The sequence below is a fragment of the Acinetobacter sp. NPDC052428 genome (genome assembly GCF_044547685.1).
In the GTDB taxonomy this organism is placed as follows: domain Bacteria; phylum Pseudomonadota; class Gammaproteobacteria; order Pseudomonadales; family Moraxellaceae; genus Acinetobacter; species Acinetobacter lwoffii_G.
Genome location: NZ_JBIUAT010000015.1, coordinates 39,418 through 54,910, shown reverse-complemented (window position 1 = coordinate 54,910; position 15,493 = coordinate 39,418). Strand labels below are relative to the sequence as shown.

The 15,493-nt window shown below is 37.7% G+C and carries 17 protein-coding genes; 12 read left to right on the top strand and 5 right to left on the bottom strand.

Annotated features, from left to right (window positions below):
- Positions 1 to 9: 9 nt before the first annotated feature.
- The 12 genes from ACIG3F_RS09765 (at position 10) to ACIG3F_RS09710 (ending at position 10,785) form a co-directional block, all read left to right on the top strand.
- Positions 10 to 885 (top strand): dioxygenase, encoded by an 876-nt coding sequence (locus ACIG3F_RS09765; RefSeq protein WP_396469934.1) that lies wholly within the window; start codon positions 10 to 12, stop codon positions 883 to 885.
- Entirely contained in the window at positions 885 to 1,556 is a 672-nt protein-coding gene (locus ACIG3F_RS09760; RefSeq protein WP_396469933.1) for a 3-oxoacid CoA-transferase subunit A, read from the top strand. Before ACIG3F_RS09765 ends, ACIG3F_RS09760 begins: the two co-directional genes overlap by 1 nt.
- 21 nt (positions 1,557 to 1,577) lie before the next feature.
- On the top strand, positions 1,578 to 2,231 hold the full coding sequence (locus ACIG3F_RS09755) for a 3-oxoacid CoA-transferase subunit B (RefSeq protein WP_396469932.1): 654 nt from the start codon (positions 1,578 to 1,580) through the stop codon (positions 2,229 to 2,231).
- Positions 2,232 to 2,416: 185 nt separating this feature from the next.
- Positions 2,417 to 3,628, top strand: coding sequence for a 3-oxoadipyl-CoA thiolase (gene pcaF / locus ACIG3F_RS09750; RefSeq protein WP_396469931.1), 1,212 nt, complete (start codon positions 2,417 to 2,419; stop codon positions 3,626 to 3,628).
- A gap of 326 nt (positions 3,629 to 3,954) precedes the next feature.
- Complete coding sequence (locus ACIG3F_RS09745; RefSeq protein ID WP_396469930.1) at positions 3,955 to 4,320, top strand: nuclear transport factor 2 family protein; 366 nt, start codon at positions 3,955 to 3,957, stop codon at positions 4,318 to 4,320.
- An 11-nt stretch (positions 4,321 to 4,331) separates the two neighbouring features.
- A complete protein-coding gene (locus ACIG3F_RS09740; protein ID WP_396469929.1) occupies positions 4,332 to 5,399 on the top strand; it encodes a maleylacetate reductase in 1,068 nt (355 codons plus the stop codon).
- 90 nt (positions 5,400 to 5,489) lie between these two features.
- Complete coding sequence (locus ACIG3F_RS09735) at positions 5,490 to 6,671, top strand: maltoporin (protein WP_396469928.1); 1,182 nt, start codon at positions 5,490 to 5,492, stop codon at positions 6,669 to 6,671.
- A 118-nt stretch (positions 6,672 to 6,789) separates the two neighbouring features.
- Positions 6,790 to 7,281, top strand: coding sequence for a BsuBI/PstI family type II restriction endonuclease (locus tag ACIG3F_RS09730; protein WP_396469927.1), 492 nt, complete (start codon positions 6,790 to 6,792; stop codon positions 7,279 to 7,281).
- Positions 7,282 to 7,423: 142 nt separating this feature from the next.
- A complete protein-coding gene (locus tag ACIG3F_RS09725; RefSeq protein WP_396469926.1) occupies positions 7,424 to 8,005 on the top strand; it encodes a LexA family protein in 582 nt (193 codons plus the stop codon).
- Positions 8,006 to 8,029: 24 nt separating this feature from the next.
- Positions 8,030 to 9,325 (top strand): Y-family DNA polymerase, encoded by a 1,296-nt coding sequence (locus tag ACIG3F_RS09720; RefSeq protein WP_396469925.1) that lies wholly within the window; start codon positions 8,030 to 8,032, stop codon positions 9,323 to 9,325.
- Positions 9,326 to 9,441: 116 nt separating this feature from the next.
- Positions 9,442 to 9,780 carry a DUF192 domain-containing protein gene (locus ACIG3F_RS09715; protein WP_004644788.1) on the top strand — a complete coding sequence of 113 codons (339 nt, stop codon included), beginning with the start codon at positions 9,442 to 9,444 and terminating at the stop codon, positions 9,778 to 9,780.
- 69 nt (positions 9,781 to 9,849) lie between these two features.
- Positions 9,850 to 10,785, top strand: coding sequence for a hypothetical protein (locus ACIG3F_RS09710; protein ID WP_396469924.1), 936 nt, complete (start codon positions 9,850 to 9,852; stop codon positions 10,783 to 10,785).
- A gap of 35 nt (positions 10,786 to 10,820) precedes the next feature.
- Here ACIG3F_RS09710 and ACIG3F_RS09705 read toward each other — a convergent pair whose 3' ends face one another.
- The 5 genes from ACIG3F_RS09705 to ACIG3F_RS09685 all read right to left on the bottom strand — a co-directional run bounded on the left by ACIG3F_RS09705 (position 10,821) and on the right by ACIG3F_RS09685 (position 15,153).
- Positions 10,821 to 11,894: a relaxase/mobilization nuclease domain-containing protein gene (locus ACIG3F_RS09705; protein ID WP_396469923.1), complete on the bottom strand. Its 1,074-nt coding sequence runs from the start codon at positions 11,892 to 11,894 to the stop codon at positions 10,821 to 10,823.
- Positions 11,894 to 12,562: a plasmid mobilization protein gene (locus ACIG3F_RS09700; protein ID WP_396469922.1), complete on the bottom strand. Its 669-nt coding sequence runs from the start codon at positions 12,560 to 12,562 to the stop codon at positions 11,894 to 11,896. The genes ACIG3F_RS09705 and ACIG3F_RS09700 overlap by 1 nt, the downstream gene beginning before the upstream one ends.
- A gap of 239 nt (positions 12,563 to 12,801) precedes the next feature.
- Entirely contained in the window at positions 12,802 to 13,839 is a 1,038-nt protein-coding gene (locus ACIG3F_RS09695) for a ParB/RepB/Spo0J family partition protein (RefSeq protein ID WP_004644783.1), read from the bottom strand.
- A gap of 3 nt (positions 13,840 to 13,842) precedes the next feature.
- On the bottom strand, positions 13,843 to 14,619 hold the full coding sequence (locus tag ACIG3F_RS09690; protein WP_163172854.1) for a ParA family protein: 777 nt from the start codon (positions 14,617 to 14,619) through the stop codon (positions 13,843 to 13,845).
- 153 nt (positions 14,620 to 14,772) lie between these two features.
- Positions 14,773 to 15,153: a DUF6573 family protein gene (locus ACIG3F_RS09685; RefSeq protein WP_004644781.1), complete on the bottom strand. Its 381-nt coding sequence runs from the start codon at positions 15,151 to 15,153 to the stop codon at positions 14,773 to 14,775.
- Between the last annotated feature and the right edge of the window lie 340 nt (positions 15,154 to 15,493).

Sequence of the window (15,493 nt, the reverse complement as noted above, 5' to 3'; positions counted from 1 at the left end):
GGAAAAATTATGAAAAATTTAGATGAAAGAACAATCACTCAAGCGGTTATAGAAAGAAACTCTTTTTCTTCGAATGAACGATTAAAAGATGTAATGCATTCTTTAGTACAACATCTTCATTCTTTTGCACGAGAAGTTGAGTTAACTGAAGAAGAGTGGGAAATAGGCGTGAAATTCTTAACTGATGTGGGGCAAATTTGCAGTCCAACTCGTCAAGAATTTATTCTTTTATCTGACACACTTGGATTATCAACCTTAGTGATTGCTCAAAACCATAAAAAACCAATTGGATGTACTGAAGCAACAGTATTTGGACCATTTCATGTCCAAGATGCCCCACGTTTAGAGCTGGGCAGCAATATGAGTGAGGGTGTAAAAGGTACTTCGTGGTTTGTTAATGGTGTCATCAAGGGTATTGATGGTCAAATTATTCCTCATGCAGAGATTGAAGCCTGGCAGGCAGATGATGAGGGTTTTTATGATGTACAAAAAGAAAATATTGATAAATACCAAGGGCGAGCTATTTTCCATGCTGACAAAGATGGGAAATACCATTTTCAAACGATTGTTCCTGAAGCTTATCCAATTCCACATGATGGGCCTGTGGGAAAAATGCTTGAAGCATTAAACCGCCATCCGTGGAGACCAGCTCACTTACATTTTATGATTTCTGCTCCAGGGTATGAGCGCTTAGTGACTCATGTATTTAAAGATAAGGGTGACTATTTAGATTCTGATGCTGTTTTCGGGGTGCGTACTTCTTTAATTGCAGAATGGGTTAAACATGAAAGTGGTATTGCTCCAAATGGCGAATACCAAAGTCATCCTTTCTACACATTAGATTTTGATTTCATTTTAAACAAACAAAAGGTTGAGGCTGCTTAATGATTAATAAAGCTGCGGCATCCCTTGAGGAAGCGCTCTCCCATATTAAAGATGGTGCCACCATCATGATTGGTGGCTTTGGTACAGCTGGTCAGCCGGCTGAACTGATTGATGGTTTAATCGAACTGGGTGTAAAAGACCTGGTGATCGTCAACAACAATGCCGGTAATGGCGATTACGGTTTGGCCAAGCTGCTCAAAACCGGTGCGGTACGCAAAATCATCTGCTCTTTCCCTCGTCAGTCCGACTCCTATGTGTTTGATGAAATCTACCGTGCCGGGAAAATTGAACTGGAATTAGTACCGCAAGGCAATCTGGCCTGCCGTATCCAGGCTGGTGGTATGGGTCTGGGTCCCATCTATACCCCAACCGGTTTTGGTACTTTGCTGGCGGAAGGCAAACCGACCCTGAACTATGAAGGCAAAGACTATGTGCTGGAAAATCCGATCAAAGCAGATTTTGCTTTAATCAAAGCGCATAAAGGCGACCGTTGGGGCAATCTGATTTACCGTAAATCTGCCCGTAACTTTGGCCCGATCATGGCGATGGCAGCCGATGTCACCATTGCCCAGGTTTCTGAAGTGGTTGAACTGGGTGCACTTGATCCAGAGCACATCATCACCCCGGGGATTTTTGTTCAACACGTGGTTGCAGTAAAACCTGCACAGTAATTGGCATTGGAGTATTAAAAGATGAGTTATACCAAATTAAGCCGTGACCAGATTGCTGAACGTGTGGCACAGGACATTCCAGATGGTGCCTATGTCAATCTCGGGATTGGCTTGCCAACCAAGATTTCCAGCTACCTGCCTTCAGACAAAGATGTATTTCTTCATTCTGAAAATGGTTTGCTGGCATTTGGTCCTCCTCCTGCTGAAGAAAACCGTGATCCAGAGTTAATTAATGCGGGCAAGGAATTTGTCACCTTGCTTAAAGGCGGTTCATTCTTCCACCATGGTGATTCCTTCGCCATGATGCGTGGCGGCCACCTGGATATTGCGGTACTGGGTGCATTCCAGGTCGCTGAAAATGGGGATCTGGCCAACTGGCATACCGGGGCACCGGATGCCATCCCAGCAGTGGGCGGTGCAATGGACTTGGCTGTGGGTGCAAAAAAAGTCTTTATCACCACCGATCATGTCACCAAAAAAGGCGAACCCAAGATTGTTTCAGAACTCGGCTATCCGGCAACCGGTCTGAAATGCGTCGACCGGATTTATACCGACCTGTGCGTGATTGATGTGACAAGTGAAGGTATGAAAGTGATTGAGAAAGTTGCAGGTCTGTCATTTGAAGAGTTGCAGGCAATGACGGGTGCCACGTTGATTGATGCAACGCAGGTTTAATGCCGCTTAAACACAATTTACCCCCCCCTAAATTCCCCTGAGCAAGGCTTAAGCATTGCTTTAAGCCGAAGTGCCAGAAGGGGGGAGACTTCCATGTTGTTATCTAGCACATGGATTTCCTCCCTTTTTAAAGGGTGAGAAGCACGGCTTCACAAGGAAAGATTAAAAGATTTGGAAAATAAAATATGAAAAACGCCTATATTATCGATGCCATCCGCACCCCATTTGGTCGCTATGCCGGTGGTCTTTCGCCAGTTCGTGCCGATGACCTCGGTGCCTTGCCGATTAAAGCGCTGATAGAACGTAATTCTTCAGTTAACTGGGAACGGGTTGATGACGTGATTTATGGCTGTGCCAATCAGGCCGGTGAAGATAACCGCAATGTAGGACGTATGTCAGCACTGCTTGCAGGTCTGCCTTATCAGGTGCCTGCCACCACAGTCAACCGTTTATGCGGTTCATCGCTGGATGCTGTGGCGATGGCAGCACGTGCCATTAAAGCCGGTGAAGCCGAGTTGATTATTGCCGGTGGTGTGGAATCCATGAGCCGTGCTCCCTTGGTGATGGGTAAATCGGAAGGCGCCTTTGGACGCAGCCAAAAACTTGAAGACACCACCATGGGCTGGCGTTTTATCAATCCCAAGCTGAAAGAGATGTATGGCGTCGAAACCATGCCGCAAACCGCTGAAAACGTGGCGGAACAGTTCAATATCAATCGTGAAGATCAGGATAAATTTGCCCTGGAAAGCCAGAAACGCACTGCTGCGGCACAGGCAAGAGGATTCTTCGATAAAGAAATCATTGCTGTGACCATTCCACAGCGTAAGGGTGATGCCATTGTTATTGACAAGGATGAACATCCTCGTGCCTCTACAACTGCTGAAGGTTTGGCGAAATTAAAACCGGTGGTGAAAGCCGAGGGAACGGTAACTGCTGGTAATGCTTCAGGAATCAATGATGGTGCCGCGGCCCTGCTCATCGCTTCGGATGATGCTGTTGCAAAATACGGCTTAAAACCACGCGCTAAGATTATTGGTGCAACCGTGGTGGGCGTTGAACCTCGCATCATGGGCTTTGGCCCTGCGCCTGCCATTAAAAAGTTACTGGCACAAACGGGTTTAACACTGGATCAAATGGATGTGATTGAGCTGAATGAAGCTTTTGCAGCTCAAGCTTTGGCGGTGACTCGCGATTTAGGTTTAGTAGATGACACCATGCAAGTCAATCCGAATGGCGGTGCAATTGCAATTGGTCATCCCCTCGGTGCATCTGGGGCTCGTTTAGTGACTACGGCTTTGAATCAGTTAGAACAAACAGATGGTACTTATGCCTTATGTTCAATGTGTATTGGTGTGGGTCAAGGAATTGCGATCATTATTAAAAGAGTAGTGAGCTAGTATTATTCCTGAGAGACTGAATTAAAAAAGGATCCATATTTAGGATCCTTTTTTAATATTTATATTCTATGAAATATAAGGCCATGCATTAAATATTCGATATCAATAAAAAAGAAAAACCTCAATAAAAAATAATTTATAAAATAGTTTGAGTAGATGGAAAAATTAAAGAATTGTTTATTTAAGTTATTGATTTTAAATAAATTATTTTATCATTAGCTATTCTTTCAATTATGAAATTATAATTTCCTAAATCGTTGTTTTTTACTCTTTTTATAAAAGATACGATGAATTTTATTTGAGTGATCTAGAGTCTAATTAATCTAATGGAAGACATTTTAATTAAAAATCTTGAAGAAGAGCGATTCAAAGCAATTGTTGAAAGCCGCTATGAGGATTTTGCAAAGCTGGCTCATCCAGAAATGACTTACACCCATACAAGTGGAATTACTGATTCTAAAGAATCATATTTAGATAAATTGTTTGGGGGGTTTTATGATTATAAATGGATCGAGCACCCAATTTCTAAAATTCAAATTATTGGCGATGTTGCACTTGTATTTGGTGAAATGCATTCGGAATTAGTCGCTGGAAATATTCAAAAAAATCTAAAAAATAAATCATTAGCGATTTGGAGAAAGGAAAACAACGAGTGGCTTTTCTATGCCTATCAGCCTACACCGTTACCATAAGGAGAAGTAATGTGAAAAATGAGTTTATATATGATGTACCACAGAGCAGAGTAATTTTTGGCGCGGGTTCCCTTAAAAATTTAAAGGCTGAAATTGAAGCTTTAGGTGCTAAAAAAGCATTAATTTTATGCACACCTGAACAGGTTGTCTTGGCAGAAAAGATATCTGATCTGCTGGGTCGTTCTTCTGTGGGAATCTTCCCTAAAGCTATTATGCATGTACCAATTGAAACAGCCAAAGAAGCAGTGACTGTTGCAAGAGAATTGGGGGCTGACTGTGCAATCGCAGTGGGTGGTGGTTCGACAACCGGGCTAGGTAAAGCAATTGCTCTTGAATATGATCTACCCATTCTTGCCATTCCAACCACTTATGCTGGTTCAGAAATGACGCCAGTATATGGAATTACGGAAAATGGGATCAAGAAGACTGGAAAAGATTCTAGAGTTTTACCAAAAACCGTTATTTATGATCCTGAACTTACTCTAAGTTTGCCATTAGAGATGTCTATTACTAGTGGAATTAATGCAATCGCTCACGCAGCTGAGGGCTTATATGCTCAAAATGGTAATCCTATCATGTGTTTACTGGCCGAAGAGGGGATTAGAGCTTTAGCGGATGGGCTAAGACTGTTAAAGAAGAATGACCAAGATATTGAAGCTCGTAGTTTATGTTTATATGGCGCTTGGTTATGCGGTTATGTCCTCGGCAACGTAGGTATGGCGATTCATCATAAACTTTGTCATACATTAGGAGGAAGTTTCAATCTCCCCCATGCACCGACTCATACTGTCGTTCTCCCCCATGCAATTGCCTATAACGAAAAGGCTGTGCCTGAAGCGATGGAAAGAATTAAAAGGGCTTTAGGTGCAAAAGAAAGTACTGCTGCAAATGCTTTATTTGATCTTGTAACTGAGCTTGAAGGTCCTACATCTTTAGCAGAACTGGGCCTAACAGAATCTGGTTTGGATAAAGCAACGGAAATTGCATTATCAAATCCATACTGGAATCCTGAACCAATTGAAAAAAATGCAATTCGTCATTTATTACAGAATGCATTTGAAGGGATTCGCCCTAATTAAATTCATAAATTTTTAATTAATGAGTGAACTAATCTGACCTATTTATTTAGGTCAGTTGGATATTTTTGTCTAAAAAATGGAATTTAAAAAATGAAAAAGACGCTATGGATGTATAGTGCTGCACTTTTAATGTCATCACAGATTGTTTCAGCAATTGAAGTAAATGGTTATTTCCGCACAGGGATAGGCGGGACTGATCATGGGGATATGCAAGAATGTTTCAAACTGACAGGGGCATTATCAAAATACCGCTTAGGAAATGAATGTGAACAATATGGAGAGATATTTGCATCACAAGAATTAGTAGAACTTTCTGATCATTCAAAAATTAAAATTAATGGAATGGTTCAATTTTATAATGATTATGGAAAATCATTGAAATTCAGTGGAGATAATGGGTATACCAGAATGAACCAGATTTATCTGGATTGGACCAATGTCTCATTTTTAAATGGTGGTAATTTCTGGGCTGGACGAAGATATTACAATCGAAATGATATCAATATGTCAGATTTCTTTTATTGGAATCAGAGTGGAACTGGATTCGGAATTGATAATTTTAAGTTAGATCGTTTTGCCCTTAACTATGTATTTTCTAGAAAAGATGATCTATTTCAAGAAAAATATATTAATAGACATGATTTTACTGTGAGTGACATCAAGTTAAATGATAAAAATGAATTGAATTTGGGATTATCTTATATTGATCATGAGAATGAAGGCTGGGCATTCACTATCCAAAATATTACTTCAAATATTTTTAATGGTAAAAACACGATTGCATTCCAATATGGTGAAGGACCTGGAACTGGTTTAGGTTATACAGGGAATGTAAGTTTAGACCGAGAAAATACATCATTTCGTATGCTCGATGTAGTGGATTGGCAAAGCCCAAGTAAGGTACTTAATGGTCAAGCCCAAATACTTTATCAAATTAATGAATATTCACAGCAAGAGGATACAAAATGGTTGTCGGTGGGATCAAGAACATCATACGTTGTAGATGATCATTTCAAGTTAACAGGTGAAATTGGTTATGATCAAATTAAACAAGGTAATGAGACACGCGATCTAACGAAGATTACTATTGCACCAACGTTTACCTTAAAGGGTTCGGGTTACTATGATCGTCCTGAACTAAGATTATATTATACATATGCATTCTGGAATGAAGCTGAACAAAAAATGCGAGATTTAACGAATCCTGATAGTAGCTTCTATAGCACATCTAACGGTTCTAACTTTGGAGTTCAATTAGAACATTCTTGGTAATTATAATGATGCCCCATAAAATTTAAGTTAAAACAATTTAGGTGATTTCATTTTGAAATCACCTAAATTGTTTTGAAAGGGACTTCCCGAATTATCTAAATATGCAAGAGAACTAGAAATGAATATGATCCCACTTCAATTAAAAGATGGGCAGACTATTCTTCTTTCAGCGAGTGAACATTCCCAACTTATTAAAGATATTGTAATCGAATTTGGCGCTAGATATGTTCCTGGCGGTTCATTAGTTTATGCAGGAGATACAGGTAATAAACACGGTTTTTTCGATATTGAACTCTTAGAATCATTAGGAGTGAAATTAGATAATCATGGAAAATTACCTGATGTTGTTATTTATGATTCTGAAAAAAATTGGCTCTTTTTAATAGAAGCGGTAACAAGTCATGGGCTAGTAGACCACAAAAGATATGGTGAGCTAACTACATTATTTAACAACTGTACAGCAGGGTTGGTTTTTGTTTCAGCATTTCCTAATACAAAAACGTATGTGAAATATAGTGGTGTTATTGCATGGGAAACTGAGGTTTGGATGGCAGATAACCCTTCTCATATGATTCATTTCAATGGATCTAGATTCATGGGACCCTATTAAAATTTAGCAACATATAAAAATAAAAAGGGAAGTTATTACTTCCCTTTTTACTGACCTTATAAGCTATTCATCGTATTTATATTGTTTTTTTAATGGCTTAAGCTGTACCATTTGATTTTGTCACAAAATCAAATGGGCTTTTATGAATGCGAATACAAAAGGTGGTTATAGGGAAGGTTCAGGAAGAAAGGCAATTTATAATGAACCAACTAAGACTATGCGTGTACCAGAATCGCGTATTGTAGAGATTAAAAATTTCTTAGCGGGCAATAAAAAGCCTGTTTTCAATGATGTAGCTTCTATTACCTTAATTAATCCTACAACATTTAAACGTATTCCTTTGGCTTCTGAAAAAGTGGCTGCTGGTTTTCCCTCTCCCGCACAGGATTATATTGATAAAACTTTAGATATGAATGAACACCTTGTGAAAAATGAAGCTGCAACATTTGTTGTCAAAGTAGCTTCTCTTTCCATGCGTGACGCAGGCATTGAAATTGATGACGAGCTTTTAGTGGATCGTAGTCTTGAAGCTAAACACGAAGATATTGTTATTGCCTTAATTGACAATGAATTCACCGTTAAGCGATTAATGGTTGAAGGTGATAAGTGTTGGCTTAAAGCAGAAAATCCAGATTATGACGATATTCACCTTAATGATTGCCAAGAATTATTAATATGGGGTGTAGTGACATTTGTCATTAAGCCATTTAGGAAACATAAATAATCTAATCCTACTGGTCTAATCTACATGGAAAATCAAAATAAGATCTTTGCTTTGGTAGACATTAATAACTGTTATGTAAGTTGTGAACGTGTCTTTAATCCAAGCCTGAATAATAAACCAGTAATCGTATTATCTAATAATGACGGTTGTGCTGTGGCTCGTTCACAAGAAGCTAAAGACTTAGGAATAAAGATGGGTGTACCTCTTTTTCAACTCAAGGAACTTGTAGAGCAGCACAATATTACAGTCCTTTCGAGTAATTATGCTCTATATGCGGAAATGTCCCGCAGATTTATAAAAGTCCTAGCTGAATTTGTTACACCTCAAGAACAAGAAATTTATTCGATTGATGAATGCTTTTTAGATCTAACTGCTTATGCTTCAAATTATGATCTAACTGCTTATACTCATTTAATTCTGGATCGGCTCTCACGTTGGCTAGGTTTGCCGGCCTGTATTGGAATTGGACGGACTAAAACAGAAGCAAAAATGGCTAATCATATCGCTAAAAAGAATAGTTATTTAAAAGGTGTATGTAACCTTGTTTCAATGGACTATTGTTCGATTGAGGGCTTATATCAATCTATAGAAGTTAGTGAAGTATGGGGGATTGGTAGAAAGCATACTAAAAAGCTGAATAGCCTAAGCATTAATACAGTTCTAGATTTCGTCTGTGCTTCCCCCTTAATGATTAGAGATCAATTCTCTGTAGTCATGCACAAAACAATATTAGAATTACAGGGAATCTCTTGCATTGAAATTGAGCAAAGTCCTAAAGCAAAAAAACAAATAATAGCAAGCCGTTCCTTTGGCCAGAAAGTTTATAGCTGTGACGATCTTAAAGAAGCGATTACTCTTTATGTTCAAGATGCCGTAAGCCGTCTAAGAAGTGAAAATTTACTATGTGGCTGTATTATTAGTTTTGTGCAATCTAATCCATTTGATAGTTCTGAGCCTTTTTATAATAAATCTTTGTCTTACGCTTTACCCGATCCATCAGACAATAGTTTATTACTTTCTAAAATTGCTACCTCAATGATTGATCAGCTATACCAGAAGAATATTGGATTTAAAAAATGTGGAGTTATCCTCACTTGTCTTGAACCTAAAGCTACTCATATTTATGACCTATTCACGGACATGAATAAGATAGAATCAAGTAATAAGCTTATGGATTCACTCGATGATATACAGAATAAATTTGGTAAGAGAAAAATAGGATTAGGTGCCAGTATGCTACCTGATAGAAATTGGAATATGTCACGTAATAAGCTGTCTCCCAATTACTTTAAATGGGATCAACTTATGAGTGTTAAATAATTAGTCATGACTAAGACAATTTCTTTGCATGTAACTTGCCACCTGGCTAAAAGGAATAACAGGAATTGAAATTAAAATATGCAGCGTTTATAGCTCTTTTAATAGTAGTGTCTGTTATGGCCTTTAAACAGGTTTATAACCCTTACTTTGATCAAGAAAAAGAACTAAAGACTTTTAACTTTAATGGAAAAAAATTAACGGCTCTTTATCTGTATAGGGAACATGATCAAGAAATAGGATTTAAAGAAAATCCTTTATTAAAACCATTAGTTTTCACATGGAAAAAGCCAATTTATACCTGTTTTAATATGGTCAATGTACCTTATGATTTAGAAATATTTTTCTTTAATGCAAATAAAAAAATTATTGGGTCAACTGTAATGGAAAAGTTTTCCCAAAAGCAGTACTGCCCCAAAGAAAAGATTCAATTTGCATTAGAAAGATTAAAAATTTAGATTTTTCAATTTAGTCTTTAGTATGCCTAAAATTACTTGAATAGTAACTGCTTGGAAAAAGTATAAAATATGTCTTTAATGTCGATACTGAAATCTTCAGATCCTAAGTGCAAAGAAGTGAAAGAAATTATAAAAAGTGTCGCACCCAAAAAAAAAGATTTCAAAACTTACAGTGGTATTCCTCCTTTTACTAATTATGAAGTGATGAGTGAATATAAATTAACAAATAGTTATGATTCAGGCTTGGTTGGTACAGCATTTGACTACTTATCAAAAATAATTTGTGCGTACTACACGAATACTGAATTGAGTGCTAAAGAATTTGAGCAACCTCAAATTACTAGCTTTCTAGAGGAAACTAAAAACAAAAGCATTTTGATATTATATAAAAAAATGCAAAAGCACATAGATTCTTTACTAGCTAATAGATCAAACAATCTAGAAATAAGTGAAGATTTTATTGGTGGAATTATTCTCATGGCTAAATTGGAAAATCTATGGCGATCTGGATTTCTACCAGTAGCAACAAAGAAGGAAATACTAAAACCAACGGAGAAAATGGTTTACGAAGATATATCTTCCCTAGTCAAAAATTTTGATAATGTATTCATTAAGAATGGACTTATTAAGCCTGATAGTTTGATCACATACAATCCTAGATATTCTGCAAATATTCGTGTTGCACTAGGTGGGATAGATGCAGATATTTGTATTAATGAAACGCTGTATGACTATAAAACCACTAGAAATCATGGATTTATGATCAAAGACAGTATGCAAATCACATCATATTACTTATTCTATTTAATGGATCGGATTATGTCGTCAACGGTGCAGATGCAACGACACAGAATAGAACGAATAGCATTATATAAAGCTAGGTTTGGCCAAATTGAATATTTTGATGTTAAGGATATGCCTGAAAAAGATTTAAAATATGCAATTTCTGAGCTTAATAGAATGTTTAAATTAGGTATGCCCGCTCAGAAAATTCAGGATTTTTAAAGGGCATTTAAGGCACAATAATGTGCCTGACCTTGTTATCTATCTTGCTCTTTCCCCTTGCTCTTTCCCTGCTGCGGATCTGGCTTATTAGGTTGAATCTGTAGCTGTGGCGTTGTTTTTTTCACTTCTACCTGTTTCCGTAAATAGTCCACTAGATCAACTGCTAGTTTCCTATCTTGCAGATCGGGTGACTGTGCTAGAGCTTTAGTAATTTCCTTGTAATGCGTCAATGCTTCTTTTTCTTGCTGTTTAGCTTTCTGCACACGGTCTGGACTGGCCTTATTTTTACCATATCGCTTAAACGATTTGCCTTGCTCTTTCATTTGTTTAACTGACTGTTTATCACTTCTATTTTTTTGCAGCCTAGCTATCCGTTTTGTCGCATTAGCTTCAATCCCTCTGGATCTTAGTTTTTCAGCAAAACTTTCTCGCCATTCCTGAAGGTCAGCCTTCCTAATATTTAACCGATCCCCTTTTTCAGAAATAGCTTTAACAACAACATGCACATGCGGGTTTTCACTTGGATCTTTTGAAGGGTCATTGGTAAAGGTATGCTGCACCATCATATATTTATGGTCTTTAAAATGTTCCTCTGCAAATTCTTTTGCAGCATCATAAACGCCTTTTTCATCCGTACCTTTCGGCATAGATAACACAATATTAAAAGCCTGCTTATATTTAGATTCTTCATCAGAAATAGGTGTACCTGACATTTGCCAATCTTCAGCAGTATCTTCTATATCATCCTTACCATTAACTTTATTTCTGTCCTGATCAATTCCCTCTAATTGCCCATTCCGTGTGATATATCCCATGTGGGCTTTCACCTTCCCCATAGAATTACCTCCACCAGTAACCTTGACCATTACTTCAGGGGTCTTTTTACTAATTCTATCTAAAGTTGCTTTAACGCCATTTGGAGATGCTTTAGGGGCTGATTTAGCTGAATGGCCAGATCCATTTTTAGGCTTAGACAGGTCATTTAAAAAAGTATCTAAACTTTGGGTCTGATTAACACGCCTAACTTTAGATCCATTGAGTAGCTGCTCACCATGAGCAAGCAAGGTGCTTTGCACTTCTCTGGTAGTCTTACTGCTTCCGTTAGCCATTATTCCCACCTCTTTTTATTGCGCTCTAATACAGTGAAAACATGCCTAACTTGAGCTTTTACTAGCTGATGTACTCGCTCGACAAATTCTCTATCGTAAGATTCATAAATACCATGATTCATATTCTTAGCCATTTGGTTTAGGTTTCTACCAATCGCCAAAAGCTGACTATTTGATTCGCCAAGTTGAAGAGCTTCTTCCTGGCTAAAGAATATTGAATCTTTTGTGACATTAGCTGTTAAAACCGAAATGATATATTGATTCGGTTTCATGCCGACCTGTGCTGCTTTTTCATTAATTGCTTTCATCAAACTCGGTTTAAGCCGTAATTCTTTGCGTGATGTTTTTTCAAATACATCTATAACGTCTTGCATTTTTTCTATTTCAGATAACTTTTCCTTGATCATTTTTTTGATCAGGTCATTTGGATCTACTTCTTCAAACTTAGCTAACTGATAGATTTTTTCGGCTAAGTCCCTTTCAAGATTCAAGGAAAAATCTTGTCCTGAATAATCTGGATCATTTTCTTTCTTATACGCATTTTCTAAAGCCCTCTGGAAAGGCTCACCTTTCTTGATTCCTTGCTTCTCACACTTAGCTTGCCACCAGTCATAAACGGCATTGCTAACCCTAAATTTTAAAACTTGATCCAAGTTTGATTTCGTCATGATTCCAGTACCTTTATCGAAAGTAATATTTTCGATAGCTATTCTGAAAGAATAGTATAACTTTAATTTGTGTCACAAATTAAAGTTTTTAACGGCTGTTGCCTATCCTGCCATAGATTATTTTTATTCATTTTTCCCTCTTTTTTCCTTAGTCATGACTAAGAGTAATAAAGCTAGGTAGTCGGGATAACCCGCCAAAAAAAACCTTGCATAAGCAAGGTTTTTTTCCATTGGTAGATTTATGCTTCTTGTAAATACTCGATTTCAAGGCTGCTGCAATCTACAGATACCTCTGTTCCATCTTCGTATTTGATCCATACAAAACCCAAAGAAGTAGGCTTTTTATTTAGCATCAGGTTCGCTTGTCGGCCGTCATGAATAACAACTAAAAGCGGTTTTTTGATTTTGTCTGGATCTTCTTCTTTAGCTTCTGGCTGCTCTTTCTGGTTCGATTGATCCATCAGTTTTTTAACTTCAGGTTCTTCAGTCGCTTCAGCTTGATCATTCCCCTCAAAATTGAAAGATTCATTATCATCAATAATGGCGGTTTGCTCTTGGCTTTCTTGCGCCTGTGGTTCTGATTCTGGATCTGCTTCAGTCGCTTCAGCTTGCTTAGGTTCTTTTAACTTTTTAGATAGAGCCTGTACTCTCGATCTGATAATGTCTTGACCATTCTCTAAAGATTCATCCACCCAAGCGCTTACTTCTTCAGGGAATGATTCCCAAAGTTTGCGTAAGTCATACAAAGTCTTTGGAGATTTAAAACCTGCATCATAAGCCTTAGATAAGCACTCTGGCATATCTACTAAAGCTAAGTGAGTAGAAATAAAAACAGGATCTTCATTTAACTTTTTAGCGATTACGTTTTTCTTTTCGCCTTGCTTAATTTTCTTTTGGATGAAAAGTGCAAGCTCAATAGGTGAATGGTTAAGGCGTTCTTTATTCTCCATGACCTGATCATAATCATCATGATCATTATCAACAAAAGCAGGGATAGCTTCCTTGCCGGCCATCACTGAAGCTCTAAAACGTCTAGCTCCATAATTGATAATCCACTTGCCTTGTTCTGTTGGATGGGGTTTAACACTAATAGGTGTTTTAACTCCACGAGCCTTGATGGACTCGACCATTTTTTGCATCTGATCTTCTGGAAACTCAACACGCGGCTGATCTGGATCTTCAAGAATATCTGTAAGTGGAATCTGTTTAGGTGTTCCGTCTGCTACTGGTGCAGGATTACCTAGATCAATACCTTCCAAAGCTGATAAATCTAACATTCCTTAAATCTCCATAAACTTGTTAATGCTTTCAAAAACTGTTTTTAATTCAGCCCATGCGGTAAAACCGCTAGTTTTACCCAATTTATTTGTAGGTATTCCTTGTGCTTGGGCTTCAGCGATTGCAGTCGTTTTTTTAACGAAAGCATAGCTACCGTCAGAGTTTTTGATCAGGTACTTTGAAAAATGCTGAACAATAGCTTTTAGGTTGTCTTTCTGGAATGGAGTGGGTTCAACAATATTCGGAAGGATGCCGATTAATTTTAAATTTGGGTTAAGCTTTTGATTAATCGCTTGGATCTGCTTGAGTAATCCACCGATGCCGTCAATAGCTTCCTGATTCAACTGAATTGGACTTAAAACATAGTCACTAACAATTAATGAAGCTACTTGGCGAATGTCCGGATTTGGATTGGTATCAATCAGGCAAACATCAAATAAAGAATCAACTGATTTTAAAAACTTCTGGTAATTGGTGGCAAAGTTGTTATGCAAAGTGCCATTTTTTTCTATAGCTGTTAATTCTGGTGTTGCTTGTACCAAAGTAAAGGCTTCAGGATTTGAAATAGTTTGATCTTCTTTGGTCAGTATATCGAAAGCAGATACATTAGCTACAGTCACAGCCCCGCCAGTAATCAATGCTTTTGTAGTGTTTTTCTGGTGGTCTAGATCAATGACTAATACGCGCAAGCCCAAAGAATTTAAATAGTGGGCATACTGGCAAATGATTGCAGATTTACCCACACCGCCCTTTTGATTTGAAGCAACAACTTTTTTCATAGTTTCACCTAGTTTAATGGCTTATTAAGGGTCGCCCTATTGCGTCCTTATGCTGTATATTTTAACGTCCACCTGTGGACATTGCAAGCATTTTCTTAGTCATGACTAAGTTTTTTATCATAAAAAAATCCTCCCATAAAGGGAGGACGTAAATTAAAAATCTTCAGGATAACCTATTGTTATAACTGGCTCTGCTTGATCTCCACCATGTACGTGCAATTCTAAAATATGATTTCTCTTGCGACCTGCGCCTGTGATAATTACATTAAAACGTACCGCACTTGGGCTTAGGTGTGTCTTATATGCTCGGCTCATCCATAAAATGTCATGAATAACGCCCTCTAAGTCATTAAGCCATTTTTCATTTTTTACAGCCTTATCAACTACCGCCCAAAGCGCAGAAGTGAAGCATATAGGATGCTTATAATGTTCTTTTGCCAGTCCATCTAATTTAGGACTAATAGAATTGATTGCGACTAAAAAACCATCTTCAATGGCTTGCTGACGTGTGTAAACTGAAATGTATTGTTCCATGATTTTTAACCTGTTTTATTTCAGGTCGCCCGATGCGTCCTGATAAAATCATTATATCAGTCCACCTGTGGACATTCAAGCAAAAACTTAGTCATGACTAATTTTTTTATAGGGAAAATTGAGTAGAAAAATATCCGTTTTGATACCTGGCTAAACCGCTTTTCAAATGCTCTTATTTGCGATTCTTGGTCTACTGACAGCCTTTTTTATATATAAAGCTAGGTTATCCCAGCACCATCCTAAACAGGCCAAAATAAGCGTATATAAAGCAGAACAGATAGACAATTTTTTATGTTTTTTTGGCCAGCTAAAAACCAAAAAAATCGCCACTAAAAAAAAC

Bases quoted from the DNA above. Each gene is read 5' to 3' on its own strand.
- ACIG3F_RS09695 (WP_004644783.1), bottom strand. From the start codon at position 13,839: ATGTTAGATTTATCAGCTTTGGAAGGTATTGATCTAGGTAATCCTGCA.
- ACIG3F_RS09705 (WP_396469923.1), bottom strand. From the start codon at position 11,894: ATGGCTAACGGAAGCAGTAAGACTACCAGAGAAGTGCAAAGCACCTTG.
- ACIG3F_RS09700 (WP_396469922.1), bottom strand. From the start codon at position 12,562: ATGACGAAATCAAACTTGGATCAAGTTTTAAAATTTAGGGTTAGCAAT.
- ACIG3F_RS09735 (WP_396469928.1), top strand. From the start codon at position 5,490: ATGAAAAAGACGCTATGGATGTATAGTGCTGCACTTTTAATGTCATCA.
- ACIG3F_RS09765 (WP_396469934.1), top strand. From the start codon at position 10: ATGAAAAATTTAGATGAAAGAACAATCACTCAAGCGGTTATAGAAAGA.
- ACIG3F_RS09720 (WP_396469925.1), top strand. From the start codon at position 8,030: ATGGAAAATCAAAATAAGATCTTTGCTTTGGTAGACATTAATAACTGT.
- ACIG3F_RS09755 (WP_396469932.1), top strand. From the start codon at position 1,578: ATGAGTTATACCAAATTAAGCCGTGACCAGATTGCTGAACGTGTGGCA.
- pcaF (WP_396469931.1), top strand. From the start codon at position 2,417: ATGAAAAACGCCTATATTATCGATGCCATCCGCACCCCATTTGGTCGC.
- ACIG3F_RS09730 (WP_396469927.1), top strand. From the start codon at position 6,790: ATGAATATGATCCCACTTCAATTAAAAGATGGGCAGACTATTCTTCTT.
- ACIG3F_RS09710 (WP_396469924.1), top strand. From the start codon at position 9,850: ATGTCTTTAATGTCGATACTGAAATCTTCAGATCCTAAGTGCAAAGAA.
- ACIG3F_RS09725 (WP_396469926.1), top strand. From the start codon at position 7,424: ATGAATGCGAATACAAAAGGTGGTTATAGGGAAGGTTCAGGAAGAAAG.
- ACIG3F_RS09715 (WP_004644788.1), top strand. From the start codon at position 9,442: ATGGCCTTTAAACAGGTTTATAACCCTTACTTTGATCAAGAAAAAGAA.
- ACIG3F_RS09685 (WP_004644781.1), bottom strand. From the start codon at position 15,153: ATGGAACAATACATTTCAGTTTACACACGTCAGCAAGCCATTGAAGAT.
- ACIG3F_RS09690 (WP_163172854.1), bottom strand. From the start codon at position 14,619: ATGAAAAAAGTTGTTGCTTCAAATCAAAAGGGCGGTGTGGGTAAATCT.
- ACIG3F_RS09760 (WP_396469933.1), top strand. From the start codon at position 885: ATGATTAATAAAGCTGCGGCATCCCTTGAGGAAGCGCTCTCCCATATT.
- ACIG3F_RS09745 (WP_396469930.1), top strand. From the start codon at position 3,955: ATGGAAGACATTTTAATTAAAAATCTTGAAGAAGAGCGATTCAAAGCA.